At 61.4% G+C, this 26066-nt stretch carries 23 protein-coding genes; 17 read left to right on the top strand and 6 right to left on the bottom strand.

Annotated elements, in window-relative coordinates:
- The first annotated feature begins 25 nt into the window (after positions 1-25).
- From plsX to A8V01_RS10090, 4 genes are all read left to right on the top strand, one after another.
- Entirely contained in the window at positions 26-1111 is a 1086-nt protein-coding gene (gene plsX, locus A8V01_RS10105) for a phosphate acyltransferase PlsX (RefSeq protein WP_103095714.1), read from the top strand.
- A complete protein-coding gene (locus tag A8V01_RS10100) occupies positions 1111-2082 on the top strand; it encodes a beta-ketoacyl-ACP synthase III (RefSeq protein WP_211294995.1) in 972 nt (323 codons plus the stop codon). Before plsX ends, A8V01_RS10100 begins: the two co-directional genes overlap by 1 nt.
- A 108-nt stretch (positions 2083-2190) precedes the next feature.
- On the top strand, positions 2191-2487 hold the full coding sequence (locus A8V01_RS10095; RefSeq protein WP_103095815.1) for an integration host factor subunit alpha: 297 nt from the start codon (positions 2191-2193) through the stop codon (positions 2485-2487).
- Between the two features lie 29 nt (positions 2488-2516).
- A complete protein-coding gene (locus tag A8V01_RS10090) occupies positions 2517-2930 on the top strand; it encodes a MerR family transcriptional regulator (protein ID WP_103095712.1) in 414 nt (137 codons plus the stop codon).
- Between the two features lie 7 nt (positions 2931-2937).
- Here the strand turns inward: A8V01_RS10090 and A8V01_RS10085 are convergent, their stop codons facing one another.
- From A8V01_RS10085 to A8V01_RS10070, 4 genes are read right to left on the bottom strand one after another with little or no spacing between them, the layout of a single operon-like run.
- Positions 2938-3714, bottom strand: coding sequence for a hydrolase 1, exosortase A system-associated (locus A8V01_RS10085; protein ID WP_103095711.1), 777 nt, complete (start codon positions 3712-3714; stop codon positions 2938-2940).
- Entirely contained in the window at positions 3711-4385 is a 675-nt protein-coding gene (locus A8V01_RS10080) for an alpha/beta hydrolase family protein (RefSeq protein WP_103095710.1), read from the bottom strand. The genes A8V01_RS10085 and A8V01_RS10080 overlap by 4 nt, the downstream gene beginning before the upstream one ends.
- Entirely contained in the window at positions 4385-4645 is a 261-nt protein-coding gene (locus tag A8V01_RS10075; RefSeq protein WP_103095709.1) for a phosphopantetheine-binding protein, read from the bottom strand. The genes A8V01_RS10080 and A8V01_RS10075 overlap by 1 nt, the downstream gene beginning before the upstream one ends.
- Positions 4646-4682: 37 nt before the next feature.
- Complete coding sequence (locus tag A8V01_RS10070) at positions 4683-5711, bottom strand: GNAT family N-acetyltransferase (RefSeq protein WP_103095708.1); 1029 nt, start codon at positions 5709-5711, stop codon at positions 4683-4685.
- Between the two features lie 26 nt (positions 5712-5737).
- Here A8V01_RS10070 and A8V01_RS10065 point away from each other — a divergent pair, with 26 nt between their 5' ends.
- The 13 genes from A8V01_RS10065 (at position 5738) to A8V01_RS10005 (ending at position 24095) form a co-directional block, all read left to right on the top strand.
- Positions 5738-7276: an acyl-CoA ligase (AMP-forming), exosortase A system-associated gene (locus A8V01_RS10065; RefSeq protein ID WP_103095707.1), complete on the top strand. Its 1539-nt coding sequence runs from the start codon at positions 5738-5740 to the stop codon at positions 7274-7276.
- Positions 7273-8502: a pyridoxal-dependent decarboxylase, exosortase A system-associated gene (locus A8V01_RS10060; protein ID WP_103095706.1), complete on the top strand. Its 1230-nt coding sequence runs from the start codon at positions 7273-7275 to the stop codon at positions 8500-8502. Before A8V01_RS10065 ends, A8V01_RS10060 begins: the two co-directional genes overlap by 4 nt.
- 170 nt (positions 8503-8672) lie before the next feature.
- The gene (locus tag A8V01_RS10055) at positions 8673-9317 is read left to right on the top strand and encodes an XrtA/PEP-CTERM system exopolysaccharide export protein (protein ID WP_103095705.1); all 645 of its coding nucleotides are present in this window, start codon (positions 8673-8675) and stop codon (positions 9315-9317) included.
- Between the two features lies 1 nt (position 9318).
- Positions 9319-10842: an XrtA system polysaccharide chain length determinant gene (locus tag A8V01_RS10050; protein ID WP_103095704.1), complete on the top strand. Its 1524-nt coding sequence runs from the start codon at positions 9319-9321 to the stop codon at positions 10840-10842.
- A 10-nt stretch (positions 10843-10852) separates the two neighbouring features.
- Entirely contained in the window at positions 10853-11854 is a 1002-nt protein-coding gene (locus tag A8V01_RS10045) for a P-loop NTPase family protein (RefSeq protein WP_103095703.1), read from the top strand.
- Positions 11851-13602 carry a preprotein translocase subunit YajC gene (locus A8V01_RS10040; protein WP_103095702.1) on the top strand — a complete coding sequence of 584 codons (1752 nt, stop codon included), beginning with the start codon at positions 11851-11853 and terminating at the stop codon, positions 13600-13602. The genes A8V01_RS10045 and A8V01_RS10040 overlap by 4 nt, the downstream gene beginning before the upstream one ends.
- Before the next feature lie 13 nt (positions 13603-13615).
- The gene (locus A8V01_RS10035; RefSeq protein ID WP_103095701.1) at positions 13616-14932 is read left to right on the top strand and encodes an XrtA/PEP-CTERM system-associated ATPase; all 1317 of its coding nucleotides are present in this window, start codon (positions 13616-13618) and stop codon (positions 14930-14932) included.
- Between the two features lie 15 nt (positions 14933-14947).
- Complete coding sequence (locus A8V01_RS10030; RefSeq protein WP_103095700.1) at positions 14948-15820, top strand: XrtA system polysaccharide deacetylase; 873 nt, start codon at positions 14948-14950, stop codon at positions 15818-15820.
- Positions 15817-16893 (top strand): FemAB family XrtA/PEP-CTERM system-associated protein, encoded by a 1077-nt coding sequence (locus tag A8V01_RS10025; RefSeq protein WP_103095699.1) that lies wholly within the window; start codon positions 15817-15819, stop codon positions 16891-16893. The genes A8V01_RS10030 and A8V01_RS10025 overlap by 4 nt, the downstream gene beginning before the upstream one ends.
- Entirely contained in the window at positions 16893-18119 is a 1227-nt protein-coding gene (locus A8V01_RS10020) for a TIGR03087 family PEP-CTERM/XrtA system glycosyltransferase (protein ID WP_103095698.1), read from the top strand. Before A8V01_RS10025 ends, A8V01_RS10020 begins: the two co-directional genes overlap by 1 nt.
- Positions 18120-18147: 28 nt before the next feature.
- Positions 18148-19674: an exosortase A gene (xrtA, locus tag A8V01_RS10015; protein WP_245892408.1), complete on the top strand. Its 1527-nt coding sequence runs from the start codon at positions 18148-18150 to the stop codon at positions 19672-19674.
- An 11-nt stretch (positions 19675-19685) separates the two neighbouring features.
- A complete protein-coding gene (locus tag A8V01_RS10010) occupies positions 19686-21581 on the top strand; it encodes an XrtA/PEP-CTERM system amidotransferase (RefSeq protein ID WP_103095696.1) in 1896 nt (631 codons plus the stop codon).
- A gap of 105 nt (positions 21582-21686) precedes the next feature.
- Complete coding sequence (locus tag A8V01_RS10005; RefSeq protein ID WP_245892407.1) at positions 21687-24095, top strand: EAL domain-containing protein; 2409 nt, start codon at positions 21687-21689, stop codon at positions 24093-24095.
- 388 nt (positions 24096-24483) lie between these two features.
- Here A8V01_RS10005 and zapE read toward each other — a convergent pair whose 3' ends face one another.
- Positions 24484-25599, bottom strand: coding sequence for a cell division protein ZapE (gene zapE, locus A8V01_RS10000; protein ID WP_103095695.1), 1116 nt, complete (start codon positions 25597-25599; stop codon positions 24484-24486).
- Positions 25596-26057 carry a PaaI family thioesterase gene (locus A8V01_RS09995; protein ID WP_103095694.1) on the bottom strand — a complete coding sequence of 154 codons (462 nt, stop codon included), beginning with the start codon at positions 26055-26057 and terminating at the stop codon, positions 25596-25598. The genes zapE and A8V01_RS09995 overlap by 4 nt, the downstream gene beginning before the upstream one ends.
- Positions 26058-26066 lie beyond the last annotated feature (9 nt).

Below are 26066 nucleotides of genomic sequence, written 5' to 3'. Positions count from 1 at the left end.
TACGGCGTATTTCGGAGAAAGCCCCATGAGTTTGCCGCGTATCGCTATTGACGCGATGGGCGGCGACGAGGGCGTGCGCGTCATGATTGAAGGCGCCGCGCTTGCGCGCCGCCGTCATGACCGTTTCAAGTTCCTGCTCGTCGGTGACGAAGCGCGGATCAAGGCCGTGCTTGAGAATCATCCGAACCTGCGGGCCAGCTCTGAAATCCTGCACACTGATGGTGTCATCAGTGGCGAGGACAAGCCAAGTCAGGCGCTTCGCCGTGCCAAGGGTACGTCCATGGGGCGTGCCATCGAAGCGGTGAAGCTTGGGCATGCCGGTGCCGCCGTCAGTGGCGGCAATACCGGTGCGCTTATGGCTATTGCCAAGCTTTCGCTTCGCACGATGCCTGGCATCGATCGTCCTGCGCTGGCCGCATTGCTGCCGACGTTGGGTGATAATGATGTGATCATGCTCGACCTCGGTGCCAATACCGAGTGCGACAGTCGTAACCTGGTCCAGTTCGCGATCATGGGGGCGGCTTATTCGCGTGTGGCGACAGGGCGTGCTGAGCCGCGCGTACGGCTCCTCAACATCGGTACCGAAGAAACCAAGGGCACCGAGGAACTGCGCGATGCAGCCGCTGTGCTCAAGGGCGCTGCGGATAATCTTGCGATGTCCTTTGACGGCTTTACCGAGGCGGACAAGATCTGTCGCGGAGACGTCGATGTCGTTGTGACCGATGGTTTCACCGGGAACGTCGCCCTGAAGGCGGTGGAAGGTACGGCGAGGTTCGTTGCCGATCTGCTGCGCCGTGGATTCAGCAGTTCGTTGCGTTCGAAGATCGGGTTCCTGATCTCGAAGCCGGCGACCGACCTGCTCAAGCACCACCTCGATCCCAATAATCACAATGGCGCGGTCTTCCTCGGCCTCAACGGCATTGTCGTGAAAAGCCACGGCAGCGCCAACGCCGCCGGTGTGGCTAATGCCGTGGCGGTCACCGCCCGGCTTCTGGAGGAAAACGTGACCGAGCGTATCTCTGCCGACCTTGCCCGTTTGGGCGGGGCGACCTGGCGCATGCCCGCAAGCACGCCCGGCGGCCTGACCGGCGTACAGGAAGAGCGCGCCTGATGATTCGTTCGGTACTGATCGGGACCGGCTCCGCGCTACCGCGCACGGCCGTCAGCAACGCCGAACTCGCGCAGCGGGTCGATACCAGCGATGAATGGATCGTCGAGCGTACCGGCATCTCCAACCGATATATCGCACAAGCTGACGAAACCACGTCCACTCTGGCGACCGAAGCGGGGCGCAAGGCGCTGGAAGCAGCGGGCGTCGAGGCTGATTCGATCGATTTGATCGTTCTTGCCACGGCTACGCCTGACCAGACTTTTCCTGCGACGGCCACTATCGTGCAGAGCAGCCTGGGCTGTCGTCCGGGCGGCATCGCATTTGATGTCGCGGCAGTGTGCTCCGGTTTTCTGTATGCGGTGGGCGTTGCCGATTCGATGCTGCGCACCGGCATGGCCCGGCGTGCGCTGGTGATAGGTGCCGAAACCTTCAGCCGGATTCTGGACTGGGAAGATCGCACTACCTGCGTCCTTTTCGGTGACGGCGCCGGCGCAGTCGTGCTTGAGGCGCAGGATCAGGAGGGGGAAACACCCCGGGGGATCCTCGCAACGCGGCTCCATGCCGATGGCGCGCACAATCAGCTTCTTTACGTCGATGGCGGCCCGTCGACGAGCGGAACGGTTGGAAAGCTGCGCATGAAGGGCAGAGAGGTCTTCCGCCACGCGGTCGTCAACCTTGCCGACGTTCTTCGCGAAGTTATTGAAGATGCTGGGCTTTCCACATCCGATATCGATTGGCTCGTACCGCATCAAGCCAACGCCCGAATTCTGGATGCGACGGCTAAGAAACTTGATCTGCCGCCTGGCAAGGTGGTGATGACGGTCGGTCAGCATGCCAATACCTCGGCTGCTTCCGTTCCGCTGGCACTGGATCAGGCCGTGCGCGACGGTCGCATCAAGCAGGGCGATCTGGTCATGCTTGAGGCTATGGGGGGCGGATTTACGTGGGGCGCAAGCCTGATCCGCATATAAGTCCGATACGACTTCGTCGTGGATGCGTTCAATATTGGACGCACCGTTGATTTCTTCCCTGTTTCTAATATTATCCACCCATTGGCGCACTATGGGGATGCGGGCTTGATGCGCTCTACGGATACTTTGACCAGGGCCGAAATTGCAGAAGCCATTCATCGCAAACTGGGCATATCCCGTGCCGAGTCGCTTGCGATGGTGGAAGCGATACTGCAGCACATGTGCACGGCCCTCAGCGATGGCGAAAACGTCAAGATTTCGGGTTTCGGCACCTTCCTGCTACGCGACAAGGGCGAGCGGGTCGGCCGTAACCCGAAAACCGGCGTCGAAGTGCCGATCACGCCGCGTCGCGTAATGACGTTTCGTGCCAGCCAGATGCTGAAGGACCGTATCGCCACGGATTGACGGTAAAGTGCCGTCGGAAAAAGGCAGATATGGACGATTCAGTAACTGGCATGCCGTCAGCGCAGGCCCTTTTCGACGATGGCAAGGAGCCTCAGGCACTTCGCACGATTGGCGAGGTGGCAAAGGCGCTTGGCATTCGTGCGCATGTCCTGCGCTATTGGGAAGAGCAATTCCCGGCACTGCAACCCATCAAGCGTAGCGGCAACCGCCGGTATTATCGCCCGGAGGACGTAGCGCTGATCGGGGAGATAGATCGTCTGGTCCACCGCGAAGGATATACGCTTCGCGGGGCAGCGAAGGCGATATCCGATAAGATACCATCCGGGGCGGACAGCAGTACCGCCTATGATTCGGCGGCTATGGAAGAACTGCCGACAGCAGCATTCTTCGAGAAACTTGGGCTGATTCGCAAAAGTCTGGCATCCGCTCTTTCAAGGGCATGAGAACGTTTCAGTTGCGCAGCATTTCCAGCACTCGCTCTATCAGCCAATCTTGCGCCTGAGGCTCTACGTAGCTGTGCGTAGCATCCGGAAATGTTCGGATGCGCGTATCGCCCTTGTTCCATAGCGATAGGAACGCGATGCCCGTGCGGTCCCGGCCGGCCGTCACGAACCGGATCGGGCCGCCGAATCCGGATATCGCTTCCGATAATTCACCGGCAAGGCCCGATGGCGCCGACGGTGAGGGGGCAAGGGCGGACATAGCACTTCTCGCCAGTTTGGTCAGCGACACCTTACCGCTCAGCAGTCGCCTTATCGCAGCAGGATTGGCGAGGCGCCGCCGGTAATGATCGCGGATCACCGCGCTTGAAGGTGCGTCATCAGCGCCATCGAGCGTCCAAGGATTTGACAGCACCAGCGCATCGAATCCTGTCCCGCGGCTCAGCATCAGCGCCGCAGCTGCGTCGCAGTTACCAAAGCCGACGATGCGTTGCACTTGCGGGAGCTCGTTGCGTAACGCGCGTAACGCGGCCGCGATGTCCGGGGCGCTTCCCCGGAAGCCGAGGTTGGCCCCCGCGCTATCCCCGATGCCTCGCCGATCGAAACGCAACACCGGGAATCCGGCATCCGCGATCCTTGCCGCCAGAAGGGCTTGCCCGTTCCATGCGCCGGCGCGAATTTCGTTGCCGCCTGACACGATAAGCAAGGCGGCAGCCCCCGGCGCATCGTCCAGAGTGGCGAAAATCTGGTCGCCTGCACAATTGAATGTCAGATGGCGCCTTGTCATTGCCTGATACGCCGGGTCAGGATGGTTGCAAGGCATTCGGCCTGCGCCGGGTTCTCGTCCGGTTCCGCGCGGAGCCATAATCCGCTGCCGCCGATTTCGGTTTGGTCTATCACATCGGCTTCGGGCGCGGGCGTAAGCACATCGAAATTCCGGAAAAATTCCGCGCCAAGCGGGTATCCTGCCAGTGTGATGCCGTGAGCCATGGCTTGTTCGACAAGAGTATCGCGGTTCTCCTCGTTGCCGCTCTCACGCGATGCAAGAACACGGGCCCGCAACATTTGTCGCAGAATGGCTGCGCCTTTGACCGGGGCATAGTGCACCACGGGCAAGAACCGCGGCGCGAACAGGCTTCCGCCGCGTATCGCGAGCACGTGAGTGGCGCCGAAGTGTCGGGCGGCGGCGGCCATGCTTTCGATCCAGATTGCAGGTGTCTGCTCATGCAAGGGCCGCACGCTTTCGTTGCAGCCGGGCAGGTCTGGCAGGAACGTATCAATTCCCGCGGCATCGAGCCTGCGCATGACTTCGACGGTGAAACGCCGAAGCTTGTTACCTTCGTCGAACAGCGCGGGAACGATGAGCAGTCGCCGCTGTCGGGATGTGTCCCGACACAGCGCGAATTCCTTGCTGGCTTGGCCGTCTGGGAGCGGGCAGGGCCAGCTTGCCGGCAGCATCAGGATCCGCGCTTCGCCTCGACGAAGCTACGCAGACCGCCGTAGGTTTCCAGCATCTCGCCCTCGATCTCGTCATCTTCGATGATGATGTCTAGCCGATCTTCCAACTCGGTAAGGAGCCCGGCGACAGCCATCGAATCGAGTTCGGGAAGGTGCCCGAAAAGGCCGGTATCGGCATCGAACGTATCAGCTTGACCCGGCTTGAGCCCGAGCACATCGGTCAGGATGCGGCGCAGCAGCAGGTCGGTTTGGTCTGGCATGGCCCCTCGGCAATCTGTCATTCTTAACGGCCGCCCTCTAGCTGCGCTTCGCACCTGCGGCAAGAGAGCGGACCCACTTGCAAGCAAGATAGGCCCAATTGCGCGCATTGAGTGGCCGAACCATGTCCAGCCGGTAACGCGGGCGTTGCGTCTCCATCCAGTCCCGCTTGTACGGATCATCCCCGGTGCCGAAATCGATGAGGCTCACTCCATCAACTTCCATGACGTGGCGCATCAGCGCCGCTGTGAGGACGGAGCCCGGCGACAGGGCCTTGCCGCTTTCGCGATGGGCCAGTTTGTGGATGAAGGCAGTGCCGCCTTCGACGGTCCACATCTGTGCCGCGATTGCGGGGGAGGGTTCTTTGGCGGAAGGATCGACGGCGTGTGCCAAGGCAAGCCGCAGGCGACCTGCCTCACCTTCAGCCTTGGCAAAGGCGCGGAGAAACGCGTGGGAGCCTTCCTCGGGTTTCCAGCTTTGTGCGTAGATGGCCTCATACTCGTCCCAGGCTTCGGCGTCGAAGCGGGTCAGGATATGTGTCGCCACTTTGGCCGTTTTGCGCTTCAGCGTTGTGCGCAACTTGCCGGGGCGGCCTGCGAGGTATTCGTCGAATTTCCGGCCTTCTACGGCAAGGATGCGATTGGTATCGCAACGGTCGCGCCTGACGAGCCAGCCTGCGGCCCGGAACGCAGAAGCTAGGTCGGAGGCGCTTCCGTCCTCATCAGGCAGGCCGTGAAGGGTAAGGCGATGCGCTCTGCGGGCAAGGTCGCGGGCCAGGCCCTCAAGTGGAGGGGAACCCGTCACGATCGGGCGGAAGCGAAACGTGTACCAGTTGCTCAGCGCGGCAAGGCGGCCCGAACTCCCCGAAAGCGGTAGCACGGCGATGCCATCATCAGAACGGGCAACGGCGAGCAGCGCCGTCATTCCGCAATGCTCAGTCAGCCCCTGCCACCAGGCGAGCCGGTCGAAAGGCGCGCACTGCTCCGCATCGGACAGCAGCCGCGCAAGCGCTTCATCCGATTGCACTTCCTTAAGATCGGAGTGATAGTCGATCCGCAAACTTGTCACGTACTTTCCTGGAGCCTTTCCGTCACATGTCCGGCAGCGCCGACAATCCGATCCTGCCGCTCGACCACCTGGCACTGTGCGGGGCAGACGAAGATGACGCACTTGTACTGCGCGAAGGCGTCATTAGCTGGAAGGACTTAAGAACGCGTGTAGCCCGGATGGCCGCGTGGCTGTCCGCCGAAGTTCCCGAAAAAGGAGCCCGCGTTGCGACCTGGGCCGCGAAAGGCGAACTGACTTGCCTGATGCCGCTGGCGGCAGCGCGAGCGGGGCTGGTCCATGTGCCGATCAATCCGTTGCTGAAGCATGCGCAGGTGGCGCATATCCTGTCCGACAGTGGCGCGTCGCTTCTGATTGGTACACCGGCGCGAATCAATACGCTTGAGCCCGGTGACGTACCCGAAGGCTGCCGGTCCTTGGGAGAGGCGGAGGCACTTGGTAGAGTAGCCGAATTCGATAAGCTTCTGCCGCCTTCCTCCGGGAACCCGGACGATCTTGGGGCCATCCTTTATACAAGCGGTTCCACCGGACGCCCCAAAGGCGTCATGCTCAGTCACGCCAATATGTGGCTAGGTGCCGAAAGCGTCGCGGGTTACTTGGATCTGGAAAAGTCCGACAGGACGCTGGCTGTGTTGCCGCTGAGTTTCGACTATGGACAGAACCAGTTGCTATCCACGTGGTACGCTGGCGGCTGTATCGTCCCACTGGACTATCTGACGCCCCGCGATCTGGTGAAGGCGGTGGAGCGTCATGCCATCACAACGCTGGCCGCCGTGCCGCCCTTATGGGTGCAGGTTACTGAAGTGGAATGGCCGGATGCGACTGCCTCAAGGTTGCGCCGTCTTACCAACAGCGGCGGGGCCTTGACGATTGATCTGGTCCGGCGGTTACGCACGATGTTCCCCGAAGCGAAGCTGTTTCCGATGTATGGGCTCACGGAAGCTTTTCGATCGACCTATCTTGATCCCGATCTGGTGGACGCACATCCTACATCAATGGGTAAGGCCATTCCTCACGCTGAGATATTAGTTGTCAATGAGTTGGGGTGCATTTCTCAGGATGAGGAAGAGGGCGAGCTGGTGCATTGCGGTCCTCTGGTGGCGCAAGGTTACTGGAAGGATGCAGCACGCACGGCCGAACGCTTCAGACCTGCGCCGGCAGCATCGCGGTATGGTGGTATTGCCGTGTGGTCGGGTGACCGTGTGAAGCGGAGCGCGGATGGGCTGCTCTATTTTGTCGGACGGCGCGATGCGATGATCAAAAGCGCGGGTAACCGCATTTCACCTCAGGAAGTCGAGGAGGCCGCCCTGTCGACCGGGCTCGTCGCAGAAGCGGTCGCTCTTGGTGTCGCCGATGAACGGCTTGGTCATGCGGTGCATCTTGTCGTTCGGGCGGCACCCGGAATCTTAGATCCGATGGAAAATCTCCCACGTAAACTAATGCAGGAATTGCCAAACTTTATGCAGCCCAAGGTGATACACTGGCGCGAGGTGATGCCCGTTGGGCCTAATGGCAAGCTTGATCGCACGGGGCTGGCCGCAGAGATCGCCGGGTCGGTGCTGTCGTGAAAGCTCTTGGACCAATTCCATCCGGCTATGAGGCGATCGGCGGAGTTCTGGGTGTCGGCGGCAAGCCCGTCACGCATTGGGTGGCGCAAGCTGGCGGGGAGACGCCACTGTTTCTTTACAGTGCCGATCTGGTGCGCAGTCGTGTTGCGGAACTTCGCGCTGCACTGCCCGAGCAAGTGGCGCTGCACTACGCCGTAAAGGCCAACCCTTTCGGCCCGCTGCTTTCGCTGATGGCGGGGCTGGTCGATGGTTTCGACATTGCTTCGGGCGGCGAACTTGAACGTATCCGCGCTGCCGGCTTGCCCCTTGGTAAAGTGAGCTTCGCGGGGCCGGGCAAACGTGACGCCGAACTTGAAGCGGCTATCCGGGCGGGGGTGACGCTCAACCTGGAATCCGCCGGCGAAGCAAGGCGGGCGATCGCTATCGGGGATCGGCTGGGAACTAGGCCGCGGCTGGCCATCCGGGTGAATCCTGATTTCGACCTCAAGGGGTCTGGCATGAAGATGGGCGGCGGTGCCAAGCCGTTCGGGGTGGATGCCGAACTGGTCCCGGCCCTGACACGTGAAATCGTTCAGAGCGGGGCGGAATGGCGCGGCTTCCATATCTTTGCCGGCAGTCAGGCGCTCGACGCGGAGGCAATCGCAGAAGCACAGGGGCAGACGCTAGTCCTTGCCGCTCGACTTGCCAGTGAAAGCGCAGTGGCATTGCCTCATTGCAATCTGGGAGGTGGTCTGGGCATCCCCTATTTTCCAGGTGACGCTCCGCTGGACCTGTCGCTTGTCGGAGGGCGGCTGGGGGAGCAGATGCAGTCTCTGCCGGACATATTGCGCGAGACGGAATTCTGCATCGAACTGGGCCGCTATCTGGTGGGCGAGGCGGGGGTCTACATCGCCCGTATCGTCGATCGAAAGATCAGTCATGGAGAGGTTTTCCTGGTGACTGATGGTGGGCTGCACCACCAACTTGCCGCATCGGGCAACTTCGGGACGGTGGTGCGCCGCAACTACCCTTCGGCTATCGCTACCCGTTTCGTTGCGCCGGTGGAGGAAGAAGCATCGATCGTGGGCTGTCTTTGCACGCCGCTCGACAAGTTGGCTGACAAGGGCGGCTTCCCGATCGCGCAAGAAGGCGATTTGATAGCCGTCTTCTGTGCAGGCGCCTATGGGGCCAGCGCCAGCCCCGCGCAATTTCTGGGGCAGGGGCCAGCCAGGGAAATGCTTGTCTGACTTTGTGTTAACCCCTTGATCGCTGCGTCCCGATTTGGGACCTGCTGGGAATTAGCCTTGCAAGGCTAACGCAAAATTCATCGTTTGCATTGATACGGGGGGCTGATTTTGCCGGCTCCGATCCGCGTCCATGGCGTGGAGAGGGGCGGTTATAAGACGAGGACACGTTCATGCCGCATCTTCCAGCCCGACTTCTGGCCGCCGCTGCGCTTGCCAGCGTCGCCCTGACCGGATGCGCTGCTTCTGGCGGCCCGGCGCGCGAACTGCCGCCGGCGTCGTTCGTGGCGATGCAGGAAGGGCCGGGCGAGGAGTATATCATCGGCCCGCTCGATCAGTTGACCGTCTTCGTCTGGCGCAATCCCGAACTCGGCGCGAAGGTGCAGGTTCGCCCCGACGGGCGCATCACGACCCCGCTGATCACCGACATGCCCGCCGTGGGCAAGACACCCTCGATGCTGGCCGAGGACATCCGCCTGCAGCTTTCACAGTACATCGAGGATCCGCTGGTCTCGGTCATCGTCGATGGTTTTTCGGGCACGTTCAGCCAGCAGATCCGTATCGTCGGCGCCACCGAGAAGCCGGCTTCAATCCCTTATCGCGCGAACATGACGGTGCTTGATGCGATGATCGCGGTGGGCGGGCTGTCCGAATATGCGTCCGGCAACAGCGCGCGCCTGATCCGCTTCGACAAGACGGCGGGCAAGCAGCAGGAATATAAGCTGCGCCTTGGCGATCTGCTGAAGAAAGGTGACAGCAAGGCAAACGTCATGCTCGCTCCGGGCGACGTTATAATCATTCCGGAGAGCATGTTCTAAGATGGACTCGCTCTACGAAGAACTGCTCGCCGGGCTGCACAGCATCTGGCATCGCCGCTGGATCGCGCTGGGCGTGGCATGGGCGGTGTGTCTTGCCGGCTGGCTGGTCGTGGCGTTGATTCCCAATAGCTACGAATCCCATGCGCGCATCTTCATACAACTGGACGATGCTTTGGCCGAGCAGGTTGGCATCGGCGTGGCGGACAAGAAGCGCGATATCGAACGCATCCGGCAGACGCTGACCAGCGCTGTAAACCTTGAGAAAGTTGTGCGTGCCACGCGCCTTGGAGACACTATCGAAAGTCCCAAGGCGATGGAGGCTGCGGTCCTCAAGCTGGGTAAGAACGTCAAGGTCGTGAGCCAGGAGGATAACCTCTTCGAGATTACGGCAACGGCCAATGACAGCTCGTTCTCCGACGCGGAAAACGCGCGGCTGGCGCAGAACGTCGCTCAGAAGCTGATCGATATTTTCCGTGAGGAGAACCTCTCCGGCAATCGCGGCGACATGGTCGAAACGCTGGAATTCGTGAACCAGCAGTTGCGCGCCCGAGAGCGGGAGCTGGAATCCGCCGAGACCAAGCGCAGTGCCTTTGAAGCCCAGCATCCCGAAATGGCGCTGGGCGGTGCTGCCGTGGCGCAGCGCCTGGAGAGTTCACGCGCGACCCTGCGGGACATCGAAGCCGATCTTTCGGCAGCGCAGAGCGCTCTGGCGGCTATCGACGGGCAGCTTGCAGGCACGCCCCGGACAATCGCAGGCGGTGCAGCGGACGGCGGAGCACAGTCTTCGCTGGCGCGGGCACAGGCGGACCTTGCAGCCATGCGGGCACGCGGCCTCACCGAGAACCACCCCGATGTGATCGCCGCCAAGAATCAGGTCGCGGCTCTGCGCGGTCCCGCGGCACAGGAAGCCGCGAACGGTGGCGGCACGATCAATCCGGCCTATTCCTCGCTTCAGTCGATTCGTGCCGAGCGGCAGGCCAGCGTTCAGGCGCTGCAGTCGCGCAAGGCGGCGACGCAGTCCGATATTGCTTCATTGACGGCGTCCGCGATTTCCGATCCCGAACTTGCAACTGAAGCCCAGCGCATCAATCGAGACTATGACGTGCTGCGCCAGCAATACGACAAGCTTCTGCAGGATCGTGAGGAACTGCGTCTTCGCGGCGAGGTGAAGACTGAGCGCGAGGCGGTGAAGTTCCAGGTGGTCGATCCGCCGACGAGCCCGCGCACCCCGGTCGCGCCCAATCGTCCGGTGCTGCTTCTCGGAGTGCTGATCGTCGGCTTTGCGGGCGGTTGCGCGGCGGCCTTTGCGCTGAGCCGGGTGCGTTCGGTGTTCGCCACGACGGCGGGGCTGGAAAAGGCGACCGGCCTGCCGGTGCTGGGAGCGATTTCGCACAGCCTGACCGATCGTGCGCGGGCGCTCCGCGCCAAGCGTCGCAAGTACTTTTATGCCGGGACCGCTGCGCTCTGCGGATTGTTCGTGGTTCTGCTTGTCGCCGAGTTCATTCAGCGCGGCATGGTGGCTTGAGGGAACTGACATGACCGATCATCGCAAGATCCCTGTGCCCGGCCAGTCCGATGAAGCGGAAGGGGAATCGCTGTTCGAGCGGGCCAACGACCGCTTCGATTTCAACACGCTGATCGCCAAACCAGTGGCGTTTCCGGAGCGGCCTGCAAGGCGCACGCCCACGAGGCCGGAGGCGGCTGCCGCGCCGCCCCGGCTGACACCGCAACAGGGCGTCGGGGATTCGGACAGCGCATCTGATCCTGCCCTGGAACCGGCGGTAGAGGCTGCGCGCTTCAAGGACACGGCGCATCCCGTCGATCGTGAGCATCTGCGCGAACAGGGTCTGATCGTGCCCGAGGGCACGGTCACAGAGCTTCTTGAGGAATTCCGCATCGTCAAGCGCCAGCTTCTGGTTCAGGCCGCGGATCTGCGGCGTCAGAAGGCAGGGGCTATGGCACAGCGGGTGCTGATATCCTCACCGCATCCCGGTGAGGGCAAGACTTACTGCGCGCTTAATCTGGCGCTCTCCATCGCGGCGGAGAAGGAAAGCGAAGTTCTGCTTGTCGATGCAGACTTCGCGAAGCCTTCCGTGCTTTCCGCGCTCGGCCTGCCGGGCGGACCGGGACTGATGGATGCTCTGATGGATGAGAGTATCGACGTTGCTTCCTGCGTGCTTGGTACGGACATTCCCGGGCTCTGGGTACTGCCTGCCGGCGACACCACCGCGCACGACAGCGAATACCTTTCCAGTTCGCGCACGGCGCGCGTGCTTGAACGGCTGACGCAAGGCGCGCCAAATCGCATGGTGATCTTCGATTCCCCGCCTGCTCTCGCCGCTTCGCCTGCTGCCGAACTGGCAAAGTATGTGGGGCAGACGGTTGTGATCGTGCGTGCCGACAAGACCGGGCGCGGATCACTTGAGGATGCGATCTCACTGCTCAACGCATGTCCGAACGTCCAGTTGTTGCTCAACGCCGCTCAGTTCAGCCCCAGCGGCCGCCGCTTCGGTTCCTATTACGGATACCAGGGATGACCCGGATGAAGCAGGCATCGGGCATGGTGGCGCTGGCGGCGCTCGGTTTTGCGTTGCCAACGGTTGCCTATGCCCAGTCAACCGGATTCGGCAGCGGTGCGGGTAGTGCAATGGGCAATGCGGGCACCGGGATGGGTTCAGACACCGCATCCGAGGCACCTTCGGGCAAATCCGATCGGGCATCGCGTCGCGGTTCCAGGGGGCAGGGCGGAAAACGCGTTGAGGTTGCCCCTTACATCGAGGTCGATCAGATCGTTACCGCAGAGCTTTCGCCCGGTGACGATGTGCTGACCTACACGCAGGTTGCGGTCGGCGTCGATGCCACCATACAGGGCCGCAACAACGGCGCTTCGGCGTCGGTGCGCTATCAGCGTCAGTTCGGCTGGGGCAGGAAGGCGGGCGATGGGGACGTCATCAGCGGCGTCGTGAGGGGCTATGCCACCGTCGTTCCGGGCGTGACGATCGAGGCTGGTGCACTTGCATCTCAGGTAAATGTAGAGAATGGCGGTTCCGCACTGGCCGCAGGGCCGCTTTCGGGCAACGGCAAGTCGACGGTCTATTCGGTCTACGCCGGTCCCTCGGTTGCTACGCGCGTTGGCGACCTTGATGTGGGCGCCAATTACCGTGCGGGCTTTACCAAGGTCGAGCAGTCGAACGCCTCGCGCGATCTCCAGACCGGTGCAGCGGCGGATGTGTTCGACAAGAGCGTGGTTCAGTCCGCTGACGTGCAGGCGGGGTTCGCGCCGGGTACGGTTCTGCCAGTCGGCGTGGGCGTCGGCGGCAGTTTCTATCAGGAAGACATTTCGAACCTCGACCAGCGCGCCCGTGACATGCAGGCTCGCGCCATGGTCACCGTGCCGGTGAGCCGTACCGTGCAGGTGGTTGGCGCGATCGGTTACGAGGACGTGGAGATTTCCAGTCGTGACGCCCTGCGCGATGCCGATGGAGCCCCGATCGTCGGTTCCGATGGCCGCTATGTAACGGATAAGTCCACCCCCCGTTCGATGGCCTATGACGTCAGCGGTCTGATCTGGGACGTGGCCGTCATGTGGCGACCGAGCCGCCGGACTTCGCTATCGGCCCATTTCGGGCGCCGTTACGGATCGACCAGCTACGGTGGCACGCTGGCCTATGCGCCAAGTGATCGCAGCCAGTTCAGCGTTGCCGTCTACGACAACGTGTCGGGTTTCGGTGGGCAGGTAAATCGCGCGCTTGATCAGTTGCCTGACGATTTCGAGGTCGTGCGCGATCCCATCACCGGCGAACTGCGCGGTTGCGTCGCTTCGCTGGACGGGGGCAACTGCCTGTCCGGGGTGCTTGGCTCGGTCCGATCGTCCACCTTCCGGGCGCGCGGCATTTCGGCGAACTACTCGATGAAGTTCGGCCGGATGAGCGCGGGCATCGGCGCCGGCTACGATCGCCGCAAATACATTGCCGCGCAGAACACCATCCTTGCCGCCGCCAACGGCGTACTGGACGAAAACTGGTGGTTGGCGGCCTATGTCGGCGGTGACCTGGGCCGTGATGCCGGCTGGTCTGCCAATGTCTATGCAAACTGGGTCAGCAGCAATGACCCGCTGACCGGCGACGTCGCTGGCTACGGTGCTTCTGCCAGCTATTACAAGATGTTCGCGCCGCGCCTGCGTGGTACGCTTGCGATCGGCATTGACGGGGCAAAATACGATACGCCCTCCATCGACGACTTGTGGACCGCCTCGGCGCTCGCAGGTCTGCGCTATACGTTCTGAGAGGAGAAACCCGATGTTCGACGACTTCTACGGGCTCGACGCGAGGCCTTTCCAGCTCACCCCCGACCCCGCGTTCTATTTCGAGAGCAGCACGCACAGGAAGGCGCTGTCCTACCTTGGCTATGGTCTGGCGCAGGGTGAAGGTTTCGTGGTCATCACCGGTGAGGTCGGCGCGGGAAAATCCACGCTCGTCGCTTACCTGATGGCGACTATTGACCCCGCCCGGATGACAGCGGCCAACGTGGTGACCAGCGCCCTTGACGGCGAGGAGATCGTCCATGTCGTCGCGCAGTCGTTCGGGCTGCCGGTTGCCGGGCATGACAAGGCTTCCGCGCTCGGCACGCTTGAGGCATTCTTCCATGAAGAGGCGCGTGCCGGCCGGCGCTGCCTGCTGATCGTGGACGAGGCGCAGAACCTATCGGTCAGCGCGCTGGAAGAACTCCGCATGCTTTCCAACTTCCAGTTGGGTTCGCATCCGCTGTTGCAGACGCTGTTGCTGGGGCAGCCGGAATTTCGCGAGACCCTGCTTGAGAGCAATCAGCTGGAGCAATTGCGCCAGCGCGTGATCGCGACGCACCATTTGGGTCCGATGCATGTGCGTGAGGTCCAGCCCTACGTCGAGCATCGTCTTGGCTGCGTCGGCTGGAAGGGTAACCCAAGCTTCGATCCGGCACTGTTCCCGGCGATCCACGAGGCGACCGGCGGTATCCCGCGTCGTATCAACCAGATCGTCAACCGCCTGTTCCTGCTGGGAGCGGTGGACCGCCGGACGCACCTTGATGTCGCGATGCTCGATCAGGTGCTTGAAGAGATGAACGACGATGGCGCGCTGGCCGTGGTTACAAAGGTGGCGGAACCGGAAACCGTTACCGCACACCCGCATGAGTTCACGGGCTTCAACGCCGCTCCTGTGCAGTCGATCGATAGTTCGGCAGTCATGGCAATGATCGAGGCAGCCCTTGCCGATCGTGAAGGGCTGGATACCGCTGAGGCGACGGCGCTTATCGAAGCCGCTCTTGCTCATCGCGATATGCTCGATACCGCGGGTGCCAATGCGCTGATCGAAGCGGCGATGGCTGGGCGCGATGCGCAGATCGACGCATTGCAGTCAGCTATGACGGAAATGTCTGTCAGCGCCGAAGAGCGTGACGATTTGGTCAGGCAGCATGCCGAACAATTCGCCCATCTCGAACAGCAACTGGCGGCCGCAATCGCGCACTCCGACCACCTGGACGCCCGGCTGGCCGAGACGGAGCGGACTCTGCGCCATACCCTTACCATGCTGATCGAGTGGATCGAAAGCGGTGACGGCGAGCGTCAGGTCGCCTGAAGGGACGTTTGACTCATGTCGGTGCCGATCAACGGCCTCTCGGTGGATGTGGAGGACTGGTTCCAGGTCGGCGCCTTCGAGAAGGTGATCGACAAGGAGAACTGGAATGGTCTCGTCACACGGGTTGAGCGCAACTGTGATGTAATTCTGCGGCTCTTCTCGGATGCCGGGGTGAAGGGCACGTTCTTCACGCTCGGCTGGGTGGCCGAACGTCATCCGGACCTGATGCGCCGCATTGCGGCGGAGGGGCACGAGGTCGCCAGCCATGGTTGGGAGCATGACCGTGTGTTCCGGTTGGGTAGAGAGGCTTTCGCCGCCGACATCGACCGTGCACGTAAAGTGATCGAGAACGCGTCCGGGCAGCGGGTAACGGGCTATCGCGCGCCCAGTTTCTCCATCGATGCCCGTACGCCTTGGGCTTTCGAAGTGCTGGCAGAGCAGGGCTATGCATATAGTTCCAGCGTCGCGCCGATCGCGCATGACCATTATGGCTGGCGCGAGGCACCGCGTTTCGCGTTCCGGCCTATCGCCGATGCCGACCTGATCGAGATTCCGGTTACGACTGCCCGCTTCGCAGGTCGGCGGTTGGCGGCGGGCGGTGGCGGGTTCTTCCGTGTACTGCCTTACGGCTTCTCGCGCTGGGCCATCCGACAGGTGAACCGCGACGATCGGCGACCGGCGGTGTTCTATTTCCACCCGTGGGAGATCGATCCCGAACAGCCTCGTGTCGAAGGCGCATCTCTGCGCTCGCGGGTCCGTCATTACACGAATCTGTCCGTCATGGCGGAAAAGCTTGAGCGGCTGGTCGGTGAATTCCGCTGGGGGCGCATGGATGAACTGGCCGCAAGCGAAGCCTTGCGCGCGGAACCGTTGGCTTTCGCCGCATGAATGCGCCGTTCGTGCCCTTGTCTGCGCAAGTCCGTCTTGCCGATTTGGCCGACCCCAATGAGATCGCCCGTCTTGAGGCATTCGTTGCGCGTCATCCGCATGGCAGCCCGTTTCACCGGCCGGGATGGTTCGTGGCCGTCGCCAAGGCGACGGGCAACCGCGCACTCGCGCTTGTGCAGGAAAGGGGGGATCAGATCGTCGCCTTCCTGCCGTTCGACGCCATTCATTCGCCGGTCTTCGGGCGCTTGCTGGCTTCGACCGGGTTCGCTGTTGGCGGTGGATTGCTTGCCACGCAGTATGCGGATCCCGCTTCGGTTTTCGCGGCAGCGGAAGAACTGGCGCTAAGGCTTAGCTGTCCGACGATCGAACTGCGCGGGGGCGTGCTTCCGCCATCGAGTGAAGACTGGACACTCAAGACCCGATCTCATGCGAACTTTGCGCGTCCGCTTGCCGCTGACGACGAAGCGCAATTGCTGGATATCCCGCGCAAGCAGCGCGCAGAAGTCCGCCGTTCGCTTGCCATGGACCTGACGATTGACATCGGCACATCCGAAGCAGATCGCGCGGCGCATTATTCGGTATTCTGTGAAAGCTATCGCAACCTTGGAACGCCGGTATTCCCACGGGCACTCCTTGATGCTGTAATCGATGCTTTCGGCGAGGACGCGGATATCCTGACGGTGCGCTATCAGGGAGCTGCGGTGGCGAGTGTCATCAGCCTGTATTATCGCGGTGCGGTGATGCCGTACTGGGGAGGTGGTACATGGGATGCCCGGCGGCTCAGGGCCAATGAGCGGATGTATTACGAACTGATGCTTCATGCGCGTCGGCGTGGATGCACGATGTTTGATTTCGGCCGCTCCAAAACGGATAGCGGGGCTTATCATTACAAGCGCAACTGGGGCTTTGAGGCAGAGCCGCTGACATACGCGACCTGGACGGCGCCCGGCAGCGCAAGGCGTGATGCAGACCCCATCAGTAGCAAGCTCTCGCTTCAGATCAGGCTGTGGCAGCGTCTGCCGCTGGGGCTGGCCAATCGGATCGGTCCGATGATTGCGCGCGGTATCGGCTGATGGGCGAAATTCTGTTCCTGGCGCACCGCATCCCGTTCCCACCGGATCGCGGCGACAAGATCCGTTCGCATCACGTGCTCAAGGCACTGTCAGCGCTGGCCCCGGTTCATGTCGCCGCGTTTCTCGATGATGTGAACGATCAGGCTTATGAGTCCGATCTTGCGCGGCTTGCTGCAAGCTATTGCCTGACGAAGCGTTCGAAAAGCCTGCCTTTCGCGGGCATCGAAGCGATCGCGAAAGGCAGGCCGCTATCCCTTGCAGCGTTCCATGACCGGAAGCTTGAAGCCTATGTTCGGGAACTGATCGCGAACCGTGACATCGACACGATCTACGTTTTTTCCGGGCAAATGGCGCAGTATGTCCCTCAGGGGTTTCGCGGCCGTGTCGTAGCCGATCTGGTCGATGTCGATTCCGCGAAGTTCGAAGCCTATGCCGCCAAGGGACGAGGGCCACGCGCATGGATGGAGCGCCGCGAGGGTCGCCTCCTGCGGCAAGAAGAGGCGCGCATCTGCGAGACTTCAGCTGTCACGTTGCTGATCAGCGAGGCAGAAGCCGGCCTGTTGCTCTCACGTCTCGATCCCGATTGTGGTCCGGTCAGAGCGATGGGTAACGGGCTGGATGCCATCAGTTTCGATCCCTCCCTGGTCTCCGCCGAACCGCAGATGAAGGCACACGGAGCACCGCGCATCGTGTTTACCGGGCAGATGGACTATGCGCCCAATATCGAGGCGGCCATCCGCGCGATCGACCGTGTACTGCCATTGATCCGGCGCACGTGTCCGCAGGCCACGCTTCATATCGTAGGGAGAAACCCTCCGCCTGCCATTCTGGCCCGATCGGGGCGTGATGGTGTCGAAGTATGGGGCAGGGTAGCTGACATTCGCCCATGGCTTACGGCGGCCGATGTAGCGCTGATCCCGCTCGACGTGGCACGTGGAGTTCAGAACAAGGTGCTTGAAGCCATGGCAATGGCGCTGCCGGTGGTGCTGTCTCCCGGTGCGGCAACGGGCATCGATGCACTGGACGGTCGGGACTTCGTGGTGCGCGATGGCGATGCGGCGATGGCGCGGGCTGTCATCGATCTTGCACGCGCGCCAGAGGCGGCGAGGGTTATGGGCGACGCGGCAAGGCAGTGGATAGTTGCCAACGCAAGCTGGGAGGCCGCGCTGGCGCGGTTGCCCGAATACGTCGGCATGGTGGGCGAGGTCGCAAACGATGCAGCCTGACGCCGTGCGCTCACCAAAGGCAGTGGCAATGCGGGGCTGGCGTTCACTGTCGCCTGATTGGCGCGGTGCGCTGGCTCGGCTCGGCGTGGCGTGGCTTGCGCTCCTCGTGTGTTTCATGGGCGACTGGCGCTCCATGGCCCGGCAGTGGTGGGACATATCCACCTACAATCACGTGCTTCTGGTTCCGGCGATCCTGGCATGGCTGGTCTGGCAGCGCTGGCCTCAATTAAAGTGCCTGAAGCCGGTTGCTTGGTGGCCGGGACTGGTGCTGCTTTTCCTGTCTGCGTTTGTGTGGCTGCTAGGCGCGATTTCGGGTCTGGATCTGGCCCGGCAGGCTGGCGTGGTGGCCATGCTGGGGGCCTGCGTTACGCTGGTGTTGGGCGTGAGGGTGAGCACGGCGCTGGCATTTCCGCTGTGCTATCTCATCTTCCTGGTGCCCGTAGGAGAAGAGCTGGTAAACGTCCTGCAGACGATCACGGCGAAGATCACGATTGCTTTGACGCATCTGAGCGGTGTTCCGGCAGAGATCGACGGCGTCTTCATCGATACGCCGGCCGGACTTTTCGAGGTTGCCGAAGCCTGTTCCGGCGTGAAGTTCCTGATTGCAATGATCGCTTTCGGAGCGCTTGCCGCGAACGCATGCTTCTTGAGCTGGCGCAGGCGCGCCGCAATGATGCTTGCCTGTGTCGTGGTGCCGATCCTGGCCAATGGCATCCGTGCGTGGGGTACTATCTATGCCGCGCAGATATTCGGTGTCGAGGCCGCCGCTGGTTTCGATCATATCGTATACGGCTGGTTTTTCTTCGCGATCGTTCTGGCGCTCGTGATCGGTTGCGCGTGGCGCTTCTTCGATCGGCCGTTGCATGTTCCGGTGGTCGATCTGGGTGTTATCCAGCATGCCCCATGGCTGTCCCGTCTCGAACGATTGCGTATGCCCGGTAATCTTGCTCTTTCAGGCTTTTTCGCGCTTCTGGTTGCGATGCGTTGTTGGGCTCTGGCTGCAGATACCCTTGTTGCGCCCATGCCTGATCACATCAGCCTGCCCGCAGTCCAACGGTGGGAGCGGGTGGATTACACGCCGATCATCTGGTGGGAGCCGCGTGCGCAGGGTGCCAGTCATCGCCTGTTGGGCCGCTACAGTGATGGCGGGGGCCGGCAGGTGGACGTGTTTGTCGCACTGTACGCCAGTCAGGGCGAAGGGCGTGAAGCGGGAGGCTTCGGCCAGGGGGCGCTCGTCCCGGCCAGCGCATGGGCCTGGCAATCCACGGCATCGGGGTTCGAAGGCGGAAAGGGCGATCGTATGCTTGGCAATGGCCGTGTCGAGCGGGTCGCAGTCACCTGGTATCGGCAGGGCGGCTTCCTGAGCGGCAGCAATACGGGGCTCAAGCTGAAGGTCATTGCCGATCGCCTGATGTTCCGGGCGAAACCCACGACGATGCTGATCCTCTCGGCCGAAGATTTTCCGCGCGGCACGGCAGAGCAGGCGATCCATGCATTTCGTGCCTCCACCGGCTCGCTCGCCGATTGGATGGACGGTATCGCTCAGGTCAAGTAGGGCATCGGACTATGTGCGGTATCGCAGGCATTTATCACCTTGAAACACCCAAACCGGTGGATGCCGCCCGCGTGGAGGCGATGTGCGATGCGATCGCCCATCGTGGCCCTGATGGACAAGGGGTCTGGACCGCCCCCGGCGTCGGTCTGGGGCATCGGCGTCTTTCCATCATCGATATTGCAGGGTCGCCACAGCCGATGGCTGCTGAGGATGGCCGCGCAATGCTCGTCTTCAACGGCGAGATCTATAATTACCGCGAACTACGCCATGAACTGAAAGCGGTGGGCGAAAAGTTCCGGACCGACGGCGACAGTGAAGTCATTCTGGCGGCATGGCGCCGCTGGGGGCCGGATTGTGTGACGCGATTGTTCGGCATGTTCGCGTTCGCGATTTACGATCTCGAAGCGCGCACGCTGTTCCTGGCGCGTGACCGGCTAGGCGTGAAGCCGTTGTACTACGCGCTGCTGAGTGATGGCAGTCTGGCGTTCGGGTCGGAACTCAAGGCGCTTGTCGCCCATCCTTTGCTGCGTCGCGAAATTGATCCACTGGCGGTGGAAGACTACCTCACCTGGGGCTACGTCCCGGATCATCGGGCGATCCTCAAGGGTGTCAGCAAGCTGCCTGCGGGCCATTCGCTGCTGCTGCGGCATGGCACACCCATGCCGCAGCCGAGGCAGTGGTGGGACGTTTCATTCGCCGACCGCCGCAAGGGCAAGCCGGCCGATCTTGAAGCTGAACTGGTGCACCTTATGCGGCAGGCAGTTGCTTCCCGGATGGTGGCCGACGTGCCGCTTGGCGCGTTTCTTTCGGGCGGTGTTGATAGCTCCAGCGTTGTTGCTTTCATGGCCGAGGCTAGCGCCAACCCTGTGCGCACCTGTTCGATTGGCTTCGACGTAGCTGAACTGGACGAGAGCGCCTATGCATCAAGGGTCGCTCAGCAATTTGCCACGGACCATGTCTCAAGCGTGGTATCGTCCAATGATTTTTCCGCCATCGACAAGCTCGCCCGAATGTTTGACGAGCCTTTCGCAGATGCATCCGCGCTGCCGACATGGCGCGTATGCCAGCTGGCGCGTCAGTCCGTAACTGTAGCACTATCGGGCGACGGCGCGGATGAGGCGTTCGGTGGTTACCGCCGACATGTCTTCCAGGCCGGTGAGGACAAGGTCCGCGCGCTGCTTCCGCAATCGCTGCGAGGCCCGGTCTTCGGAGCGATCGGCAGAGCCTATCCCAAGGCGGACTGGGCTCCGCGTCCATTGCGGGCGAAATCGACATTGCTGTCGCTTGCCGGCGATTCGGTCGCCGGTTACGCAAGATCTATGGCATTTCTGGCGCCGGAGTTGCGCGACGGCATCTATTCCGAAGATTTCCGCCGTCTGCGTGGAGAGTATCGCGCCGAGGATCCGGTCCTTGCGCTCATGAACGAGGCTCCTGCACGCTCCGGGCTGGACAGGGCGCAGTATGCGGATCTCAAGGTTTGGCTGCCCGGTGACATCCTGAACAAAGTCGACCGGACCAGCATGTCTGTCAGCCTGGAAGTGCGCGAGCCGTTGCTGGATCATCGACTGATCGAATTCGCGGCAAGCTTGCCGGAAAATATGCGCGTACAGCGTGGGCAGGGTAAGTGGCTGATGAAGAAGGCTATGCGGCGCTACTTGCCCGAAGACGTGCTTTATCGGCCGAAACAGGGCTTCGTAACGCCGATCTCGCAGTGGTTCAGGGGACCACTGGCGGCACAGGCAAGAGAAATCGCCGGTGGGGCTGCGTTGGCGCGAACCGGGTGGTTCGATCAGCGGCGGCTGCTGTCTCTGGTCGATGCCCATGTCGCAGGCGTTGCGGACAATTCCCGGCTGCTTTGGCAAATGCTCATGCTTAACAAGGCTTTCGCGTCACTCGGCGTCAGCTAACTGCGCCATACGGATGTAAGGCGCTCCTTGCCGTCGCCCATTAACTACACAGTTTCTTAGTACCTTTGCGATATCTCGGGCTCACCCAAGCCTCATTCGCAGGGCATGAATGAACAAGAGTGGTCGTCATCACCGTTATTCAAAGCGGACGCTTTCCGCGGGAATGCCGTGCGCGCGCGCCAATTCCGCGAAGCCGGCAAGGCAGGCCCCATGACCGGTGTCTGGCGGCAGATTCATGGTTTCTGGAAGAAGCCTCGCGTCCGGATTGTATTCTGGGCGGCGCTGACTGGTCTCGCAATGGGCATCAGCGGCCTTGGGCTGCCGCTTGAGGACTACTTGCGCAACGTTCGCTGGATGTCTCGCACACAACCGGCAAGCGGCGACATTGTGATCGTTCTGCAGGATTCGCAGACACTGATCCAGCTTGGCGCGAATGACATCACGCATGGCAACGACGCTGCGGCGATAAATCAGCTTTTTGCAGCAGGCGCGAAGCGGGTGTTTTTCAATCGCTCATTCGCAATGCCAGGCACGGCGACAGACGATGCCCAATTCATCGCGGCGCTGAAGGCCCATTCGGGCAAAGTTGTTCTGGGTGCGGGCGTTGACGGCAACGGGCGCGCCGGAAATTTTGCCGGAAAGGTTCCGTTGCAAGCCTATCGCGAGCACGCGGGCGTGGCCTCCGTCCTTGTGCGGCATCGACCGCTTAATCAGAACGTGCAGCTTCCTTATGCATCGGATAGCCCGGCAGGAAAGATTCCGTCGCTCGCCGCTGCAATAGCGGGCGTCGATGGCAGCACTGAAGATCTGTTCTTCCCGGACTTTTCCATCGCGGTCGGTTCATATCCAACTCTGAGCTATATCGATGTCATGCGTGGGCGGTTCGATCGCTCGCTTGTACGTGACAAGGATGTGCTGGTCATCCCGGCGGCAGTCTCGCTCAACGATATTCATTCGATTCCGGGGCAGGATATCAATGCGCCGGGAGGGTATTTCCATGCGATTGGCGCGGATACTCTCAAGCTTGGCATGCCGCACGAATATGGATGGTTTCCCGCCTATCTGCTGGTGCTGGTCGTCATCGTGTCGGGGTTGGGGCGTGGCCGGGTTCTGGACGTCTATCGCTTCACCGGGCTGGTCGCGGTAGTAGGTGCGGTTCCGTTCCTGCTTGATTACATCAACGTGCAGGTGGAGGTTATTCCCGCATTCTCGGTGGCACTGGTCGCTGTGATCCGCATGCGCAATCTTGATCGGGTAGAAGAGGCAGGCGAAACCAATGCCGGGTCAGGTCTGCCCAGCGTTCAGGCGCTGCGCAATTCTCCTGATTTGTCGACCCGTATCCTGGTATCTCTGAAGATCCGCAACTACGGCGGGATCATCGGCAGCTTTGCGGAACATGTCGAAGGGCAACTCGCCAAGGAGATCGTAAGGCGCATCCGCATCAGCGATGAAAGCGTGCTGATCTACCACGAAGGTGGAATGTTCGTGTGGCTGTCGTCCATCCGCAGCACGTTCGACCTTTTCGAAAACCTCGAAGGGCTCCACCGGATCGTCCAGAATGGCATCCAGGTTGGCGGCATCGACATCGACCTGTCTTTCAACTGCGGGATCGATTCAGAATTCGATCGTCCGCTGTCGGGACGAGTCGCCAGCGCCATGCAGGCCGCCGAAGAGGCGGTGCGCAACGATGAACTCGTTTACCAGCACGACGCTCGAAAGCACGAGGCGCAGTGGGAGATCTCGCTGCTGACCTCGCTGGATCGAGCGATTGACAATGGTGAGGTCTGGGTTGCGTATCAGCCAAAGCTGGATCTGCGCTCCAACCGCATCAGTGGGGCAGAAGCGCTGGTTCGCTGGACGCATCCGGAGCGCGGGCCGATCGGCCCCGACAAGTTCATCCGCATCGCCGAAGAATTCCACCGTATCGAACGTATTACCCGCTTCGTCATCAACGACGCGGTAAGGGTGGCGGTCGAACTGGAACGGCACGGTTACGAGATGACCATGTCGGTCAACATCTCCGCCCAGTTGCTGCGCAATCCCGGCTTGCCCGGAATGATTTCGGAGATTCTTGCGGCGCACGGCCTGTCGCCAAACCGCCTGATTCTGGAAATTACCGAGACTGACCGGCTGGATCGCAGCTCCAAGACGTTCCAGATGCTGCAACGGTTGGTGCAGTCGGGCCTGCGTCTGTCGATCGACGATTTCGGTACTGGCAACGCAACGATTGATTATCTGCGCTATCTTCCCGCGAGCGAGGTGAAGATCGACAAGACGTTCGTTTCATCGATGGAAGGCAGCAAGGAGGACCTTCTGCTGGTGCAGTCGATCATCGAGATGGCACACTCTCTTGACCGGGTAGTGGTGGCAGAAGGGGTCGAAACAGCTAAAGTTCTCGATATGCTGTCGGGGCTGCATTGCGATCTTGTGCAGGGCTACCATGTGAGCCGCCCTGTCCCGTTTCGGGATTTCCTGGACTTCGTATCAGGGAGAAGGGCTCGCTTGATTGGTTAAAAATTCCTTGATGACTTGTTAACTAACTATTATCCATGAGCTCGGCCGCAGGGATGCGGTCGTTCACATGGGGAAATATGATGAACAAGGACATCTGGGGTGGTGGTTGGTGGGGCAGCGGTCTCTAATAGAGACTCCTGTTGCACTCAGCTTGAGGTGATTAGCCCAAGCCACTGCAAATAAAACGAAGCGCTTTCCAGAAGAACTCCTGTCTTTTGGAAAGCGCTTTTTCTTTATCGGGTTTCAGAGGCGTCCCAAGGTGGCGTGCGTGGTCGCATAGTCACCCGCTGCAGTCCTGCATTTGTAAGCTGGAATGAGCTGTTGAGGTTGCTTGCAAAGTGCTTCGCGCACAAGGATTGGCATCCCGATTCGGGACGCGTTAACGAATTCAGCCTTCGCCGTGGCCCAGCGCAAGATAATCGGCGCTTTGCATTTCGTTAAGCCGGCTGATCGTGCGGTCGAATTCGAAGCGGCCAGAGCCGGATTCATAAAGGTCTTCAGGTGCTGCATCGGCTGCAGCGATCAACTTGACCTTGTTTTCGTAGAGTGCGTCAATCAGCGTCACAAAACGAGCGGCCTCGTTGCGACGGTCCGGGCCCATTTTCGGGATGCCGACGAGGATTACCGTGTGATAGGCGCGTGCGATTGCCAGATAGTCGGCTGCGCCGCGGGCTTCGCCGCAAAGGCGTTTGAAGCTGAATACGCCCACGCCTTTGAGGCTCTTGGGTACGTGCAGCATCCGTCCACCACCGACGTCAATGTCCGCTGACGGAACATGTTCGCTGTCTTCGGGCGGATAATCGGTGAGGCGATAAAATGCTTCGCGTGCGGCTTCAGTGGCCGGCTCTCCCAGCGGCTGGTGCCAGGTCGCCATTCCACCAAGGCGCTGCATGCGATAATCGGTTGGGCCATTCAGCGTCAGGACGTCAAGTTCCTGCTCGATCAGCGCGATGAATGGCAGGAAGTGTTCGCGATTGAGGCCATCCTTGTAGAGTTCGGACGGCGCGCGGTTCGATGTGGTCACGATCGTCACGCCCTCATTGGCGATCAGGTGCGTGAACAACCGGCTCATGATCATCGCATCGGCCGAGTTGTTGACGACCATCTCGTCGAAAGCGAGGCAACGTACATTGCGGGCGATGGCCGCAGCGACCGGAGGAATCGGGTCGCCGGTTTCTTTCTTGCGCTCATCACGCAACAGGGCATGCACTTCGAGCATGAATGCGTGGAAGTGAACGCGCCGCTTGCCGGGAACGTCCAGCGTCTGGACGAACAGGTCCATCAGCATCGACTTGCCGCGCCCGACACCGCCCCACATGTAAACCCCGCGCGGCGGTGGCGCCTTCTTGCCCATCAGCTTGCCGAACAGGCCGGTTGAAGACGATGACTTGTAGAATTCGCGCTGGAGTCGGCTCAGTCGCTCTGCTGCCGCTGCCTGCTCCGGGTCGGAGCGCAGCTCGCCGGTGGCCACCAGCGCTTCGTAGCGTTCAAGCATCGCACTCATCGCGGCGCGCTCGGCTTGCGCAGGGTGCCCATGAAGCTGGCAACAAGGTGATCGCCTTGCTCGACCGTGCCGCGCACGAAAACGAGGCGGCGGGTTTCCTTCATGATTTCCGCGATGACATCGAGCGGTTCGCCGACGCGGCCTGCGCCGATGAACTGATTGGTCAGTTCGAGCGTGACTGCGCCAACAGCGTCTTCGCCGATCACGGTATACATGGCCGCGAACATGCCAACGTCGATCAGCGCGAGGGTGACACCGCCGTGAACCGCGTCAAGCACATTGCTGTGCTTCGCGCCGACATCGACAAGGCGCAGCCGGGCAGCGCGCCCGCCTTCGCGGCGCACGATCATGCGACCGAGGCCCTGCGAATTGAACCGCGAACCTTCGTTCAGCTGCCACGTATGCCAGCCCGGAAACTCCGGGTCCGGCACGTGGATGAATGCACCGTCCTGCGACACGGGAAGATA

The sequence above is a fragment of the Novosphingobium guangzhouense genome, from assembly GCF_002896965.1.
Classification (GTDB): domain Bacteria; phylum Pseudomonadota; class Alphaproteobacteria; order Sphingomonadales; family Sphingomonadaceae; genus Novosphingobium; species Novosphingobium guangzhouense.
The sequence above is the reverse complement of the archived record's forward strand: the minus strand, read 5'-3'. Positions and strand labels throughout refer to the sequence as shown.

Bases quoted from the DNA above. Each gene is read 5' to 3' on its own strand.
- plsX (WP_103095714.1), top strand. From the start codon at position 26: ATGAGTTTGCCGCGTATCGCTATTGACGCGATGGGCGGCGACGAGGGC.
- A8V01_RS10100 (WP_211294995.1), top strand. From the start codon at position 1,111: ATGATTCGTTCGGTACTGATCGGGACCGGCTCCGCGCTACCGCGCACG.
- A8V01_RS10095 (WP_103095815.1), top strand. From the start codon at position 2,191: ATGCGCTCTACGGATACTTTGACCAGGGCCGAAATTGCAGAAGCCATT.
- A8V01_RS10090 (WP_103095712.1), top strand. From the start codon at position 2,517: ATGGACGATTCAGTAACTGGCATGCCGTCAGCGCAGGCCCTTTTCGAC.
- A8V01_RS10085 (WP_103095711.1), bottom strand. From the start codon at position 3,714: ATGACAAGGCGCCATCTGACATTCAATTGTGCAGGCGACCAGATTTTC.
- A8V01_RS10080 (WP_103095710.1), bottom strand. From the start codon at position 4,385: ATGCTGCCGGCAAGCTGGCCCTGCCCGCTCCCAGACGGCCAAGCCAGC.
- A8V01_RS10075 (WP_103095709.1), bottom strand. From the start codon at position 4,645: ATGCCAGACCAAACCGACCTGCTGCTGCGCCGCATCCTGACCGATGTG.
- A8V01_RS10065 (WP_103095707.1), top strand. From the start codon at position 5,738: ATGTCCGGCAGCGCCGACAATCCGATCCTGCCGCTCGACCACCTGGCA.
- A8V01_RS10055 (WP_103095705.1), top strand. From the start codon at position 8,673: ATGCCGCATCTTCCAGCCCGACTTCTGGCCGCCGCTGCGCTTGCCAGC.
- A8V01_RS10050 (WP_103095704.1), top strand. From the start codon at position 9,319: ATGGACTCGCTCTACGAAGAACTGCTCGCCGGGCTGCACAGCATCTGG.
- A8V01_RS10045 (WP_103095703.1), top strand. From the start codon at position 10,853: ATGACCGATCATCGCAAGATCCCTGTGCCCGGCCAGTCCGATGAAGCG.
- A8V01_RS10040 (WP_103095702.1), top strand. From the start codon at position 11,851: ATGACCCGGATGAAGCAGGCATCGGGCATGGTGGCGCTGGCGGCGCTC.
- A8V01_RS10035 (WP_103095701.1), top strand. From the start codon at position 13,616: ATGTTCGACGACTTCTACGGGCTCGACGCGAGGCCTTTCCAGCTCACC.
- A8V01_RS10030 (WP_103095700.1), top strand. From the start codon at position 14,948: ATGTCGGTGCCGATCAACGGCCTCTCGGTGGATGTGGAGGACTGGTTC.
- A8V01_RS10025 (WP_103095699.1), top strand. From the start codon at position 15,817: ATGAATGCGCCGTTCGTGCCCTTGTCTGCGCAAGTCCGTCTTGCCGAT.
- A8V01_RS10020 (WP_103095698.1), top strand. From the start codon at position 16,893: ATGGGCGAAATTCTGTTCCTGGCGCACCGCATCCCGTTCCCACCGGAT.
- xrtA (WP_245892408.1), top strand. From the start codon at position 18,148: ATGCGGGGCTGGCGTTCACTGTCGCCTGATTGGCGCGGTGCGCTGGCT.
- A8V01_RS10010 (WP_103095696.1), top strand. From the start codon at position 19,686: ATGTGCGGTATCGCAGGCATTTATCACCTTGAAACACCCAAACCGGTG.
- A8V01_RS10005 (WP_245892407.1), top strand. From the start codon at position 21,687: ATGAATGAACAAGAGTGGTCGTCATCACCGTTATTCAAAGCGGACGCT.
- zapE (WP_103095695.1), bottom strand. From the start codon at position 25,599: ATGAGTGCGATGCTTGAACGCTACGAAGCGCTGGTGGCCACCGGCGAG.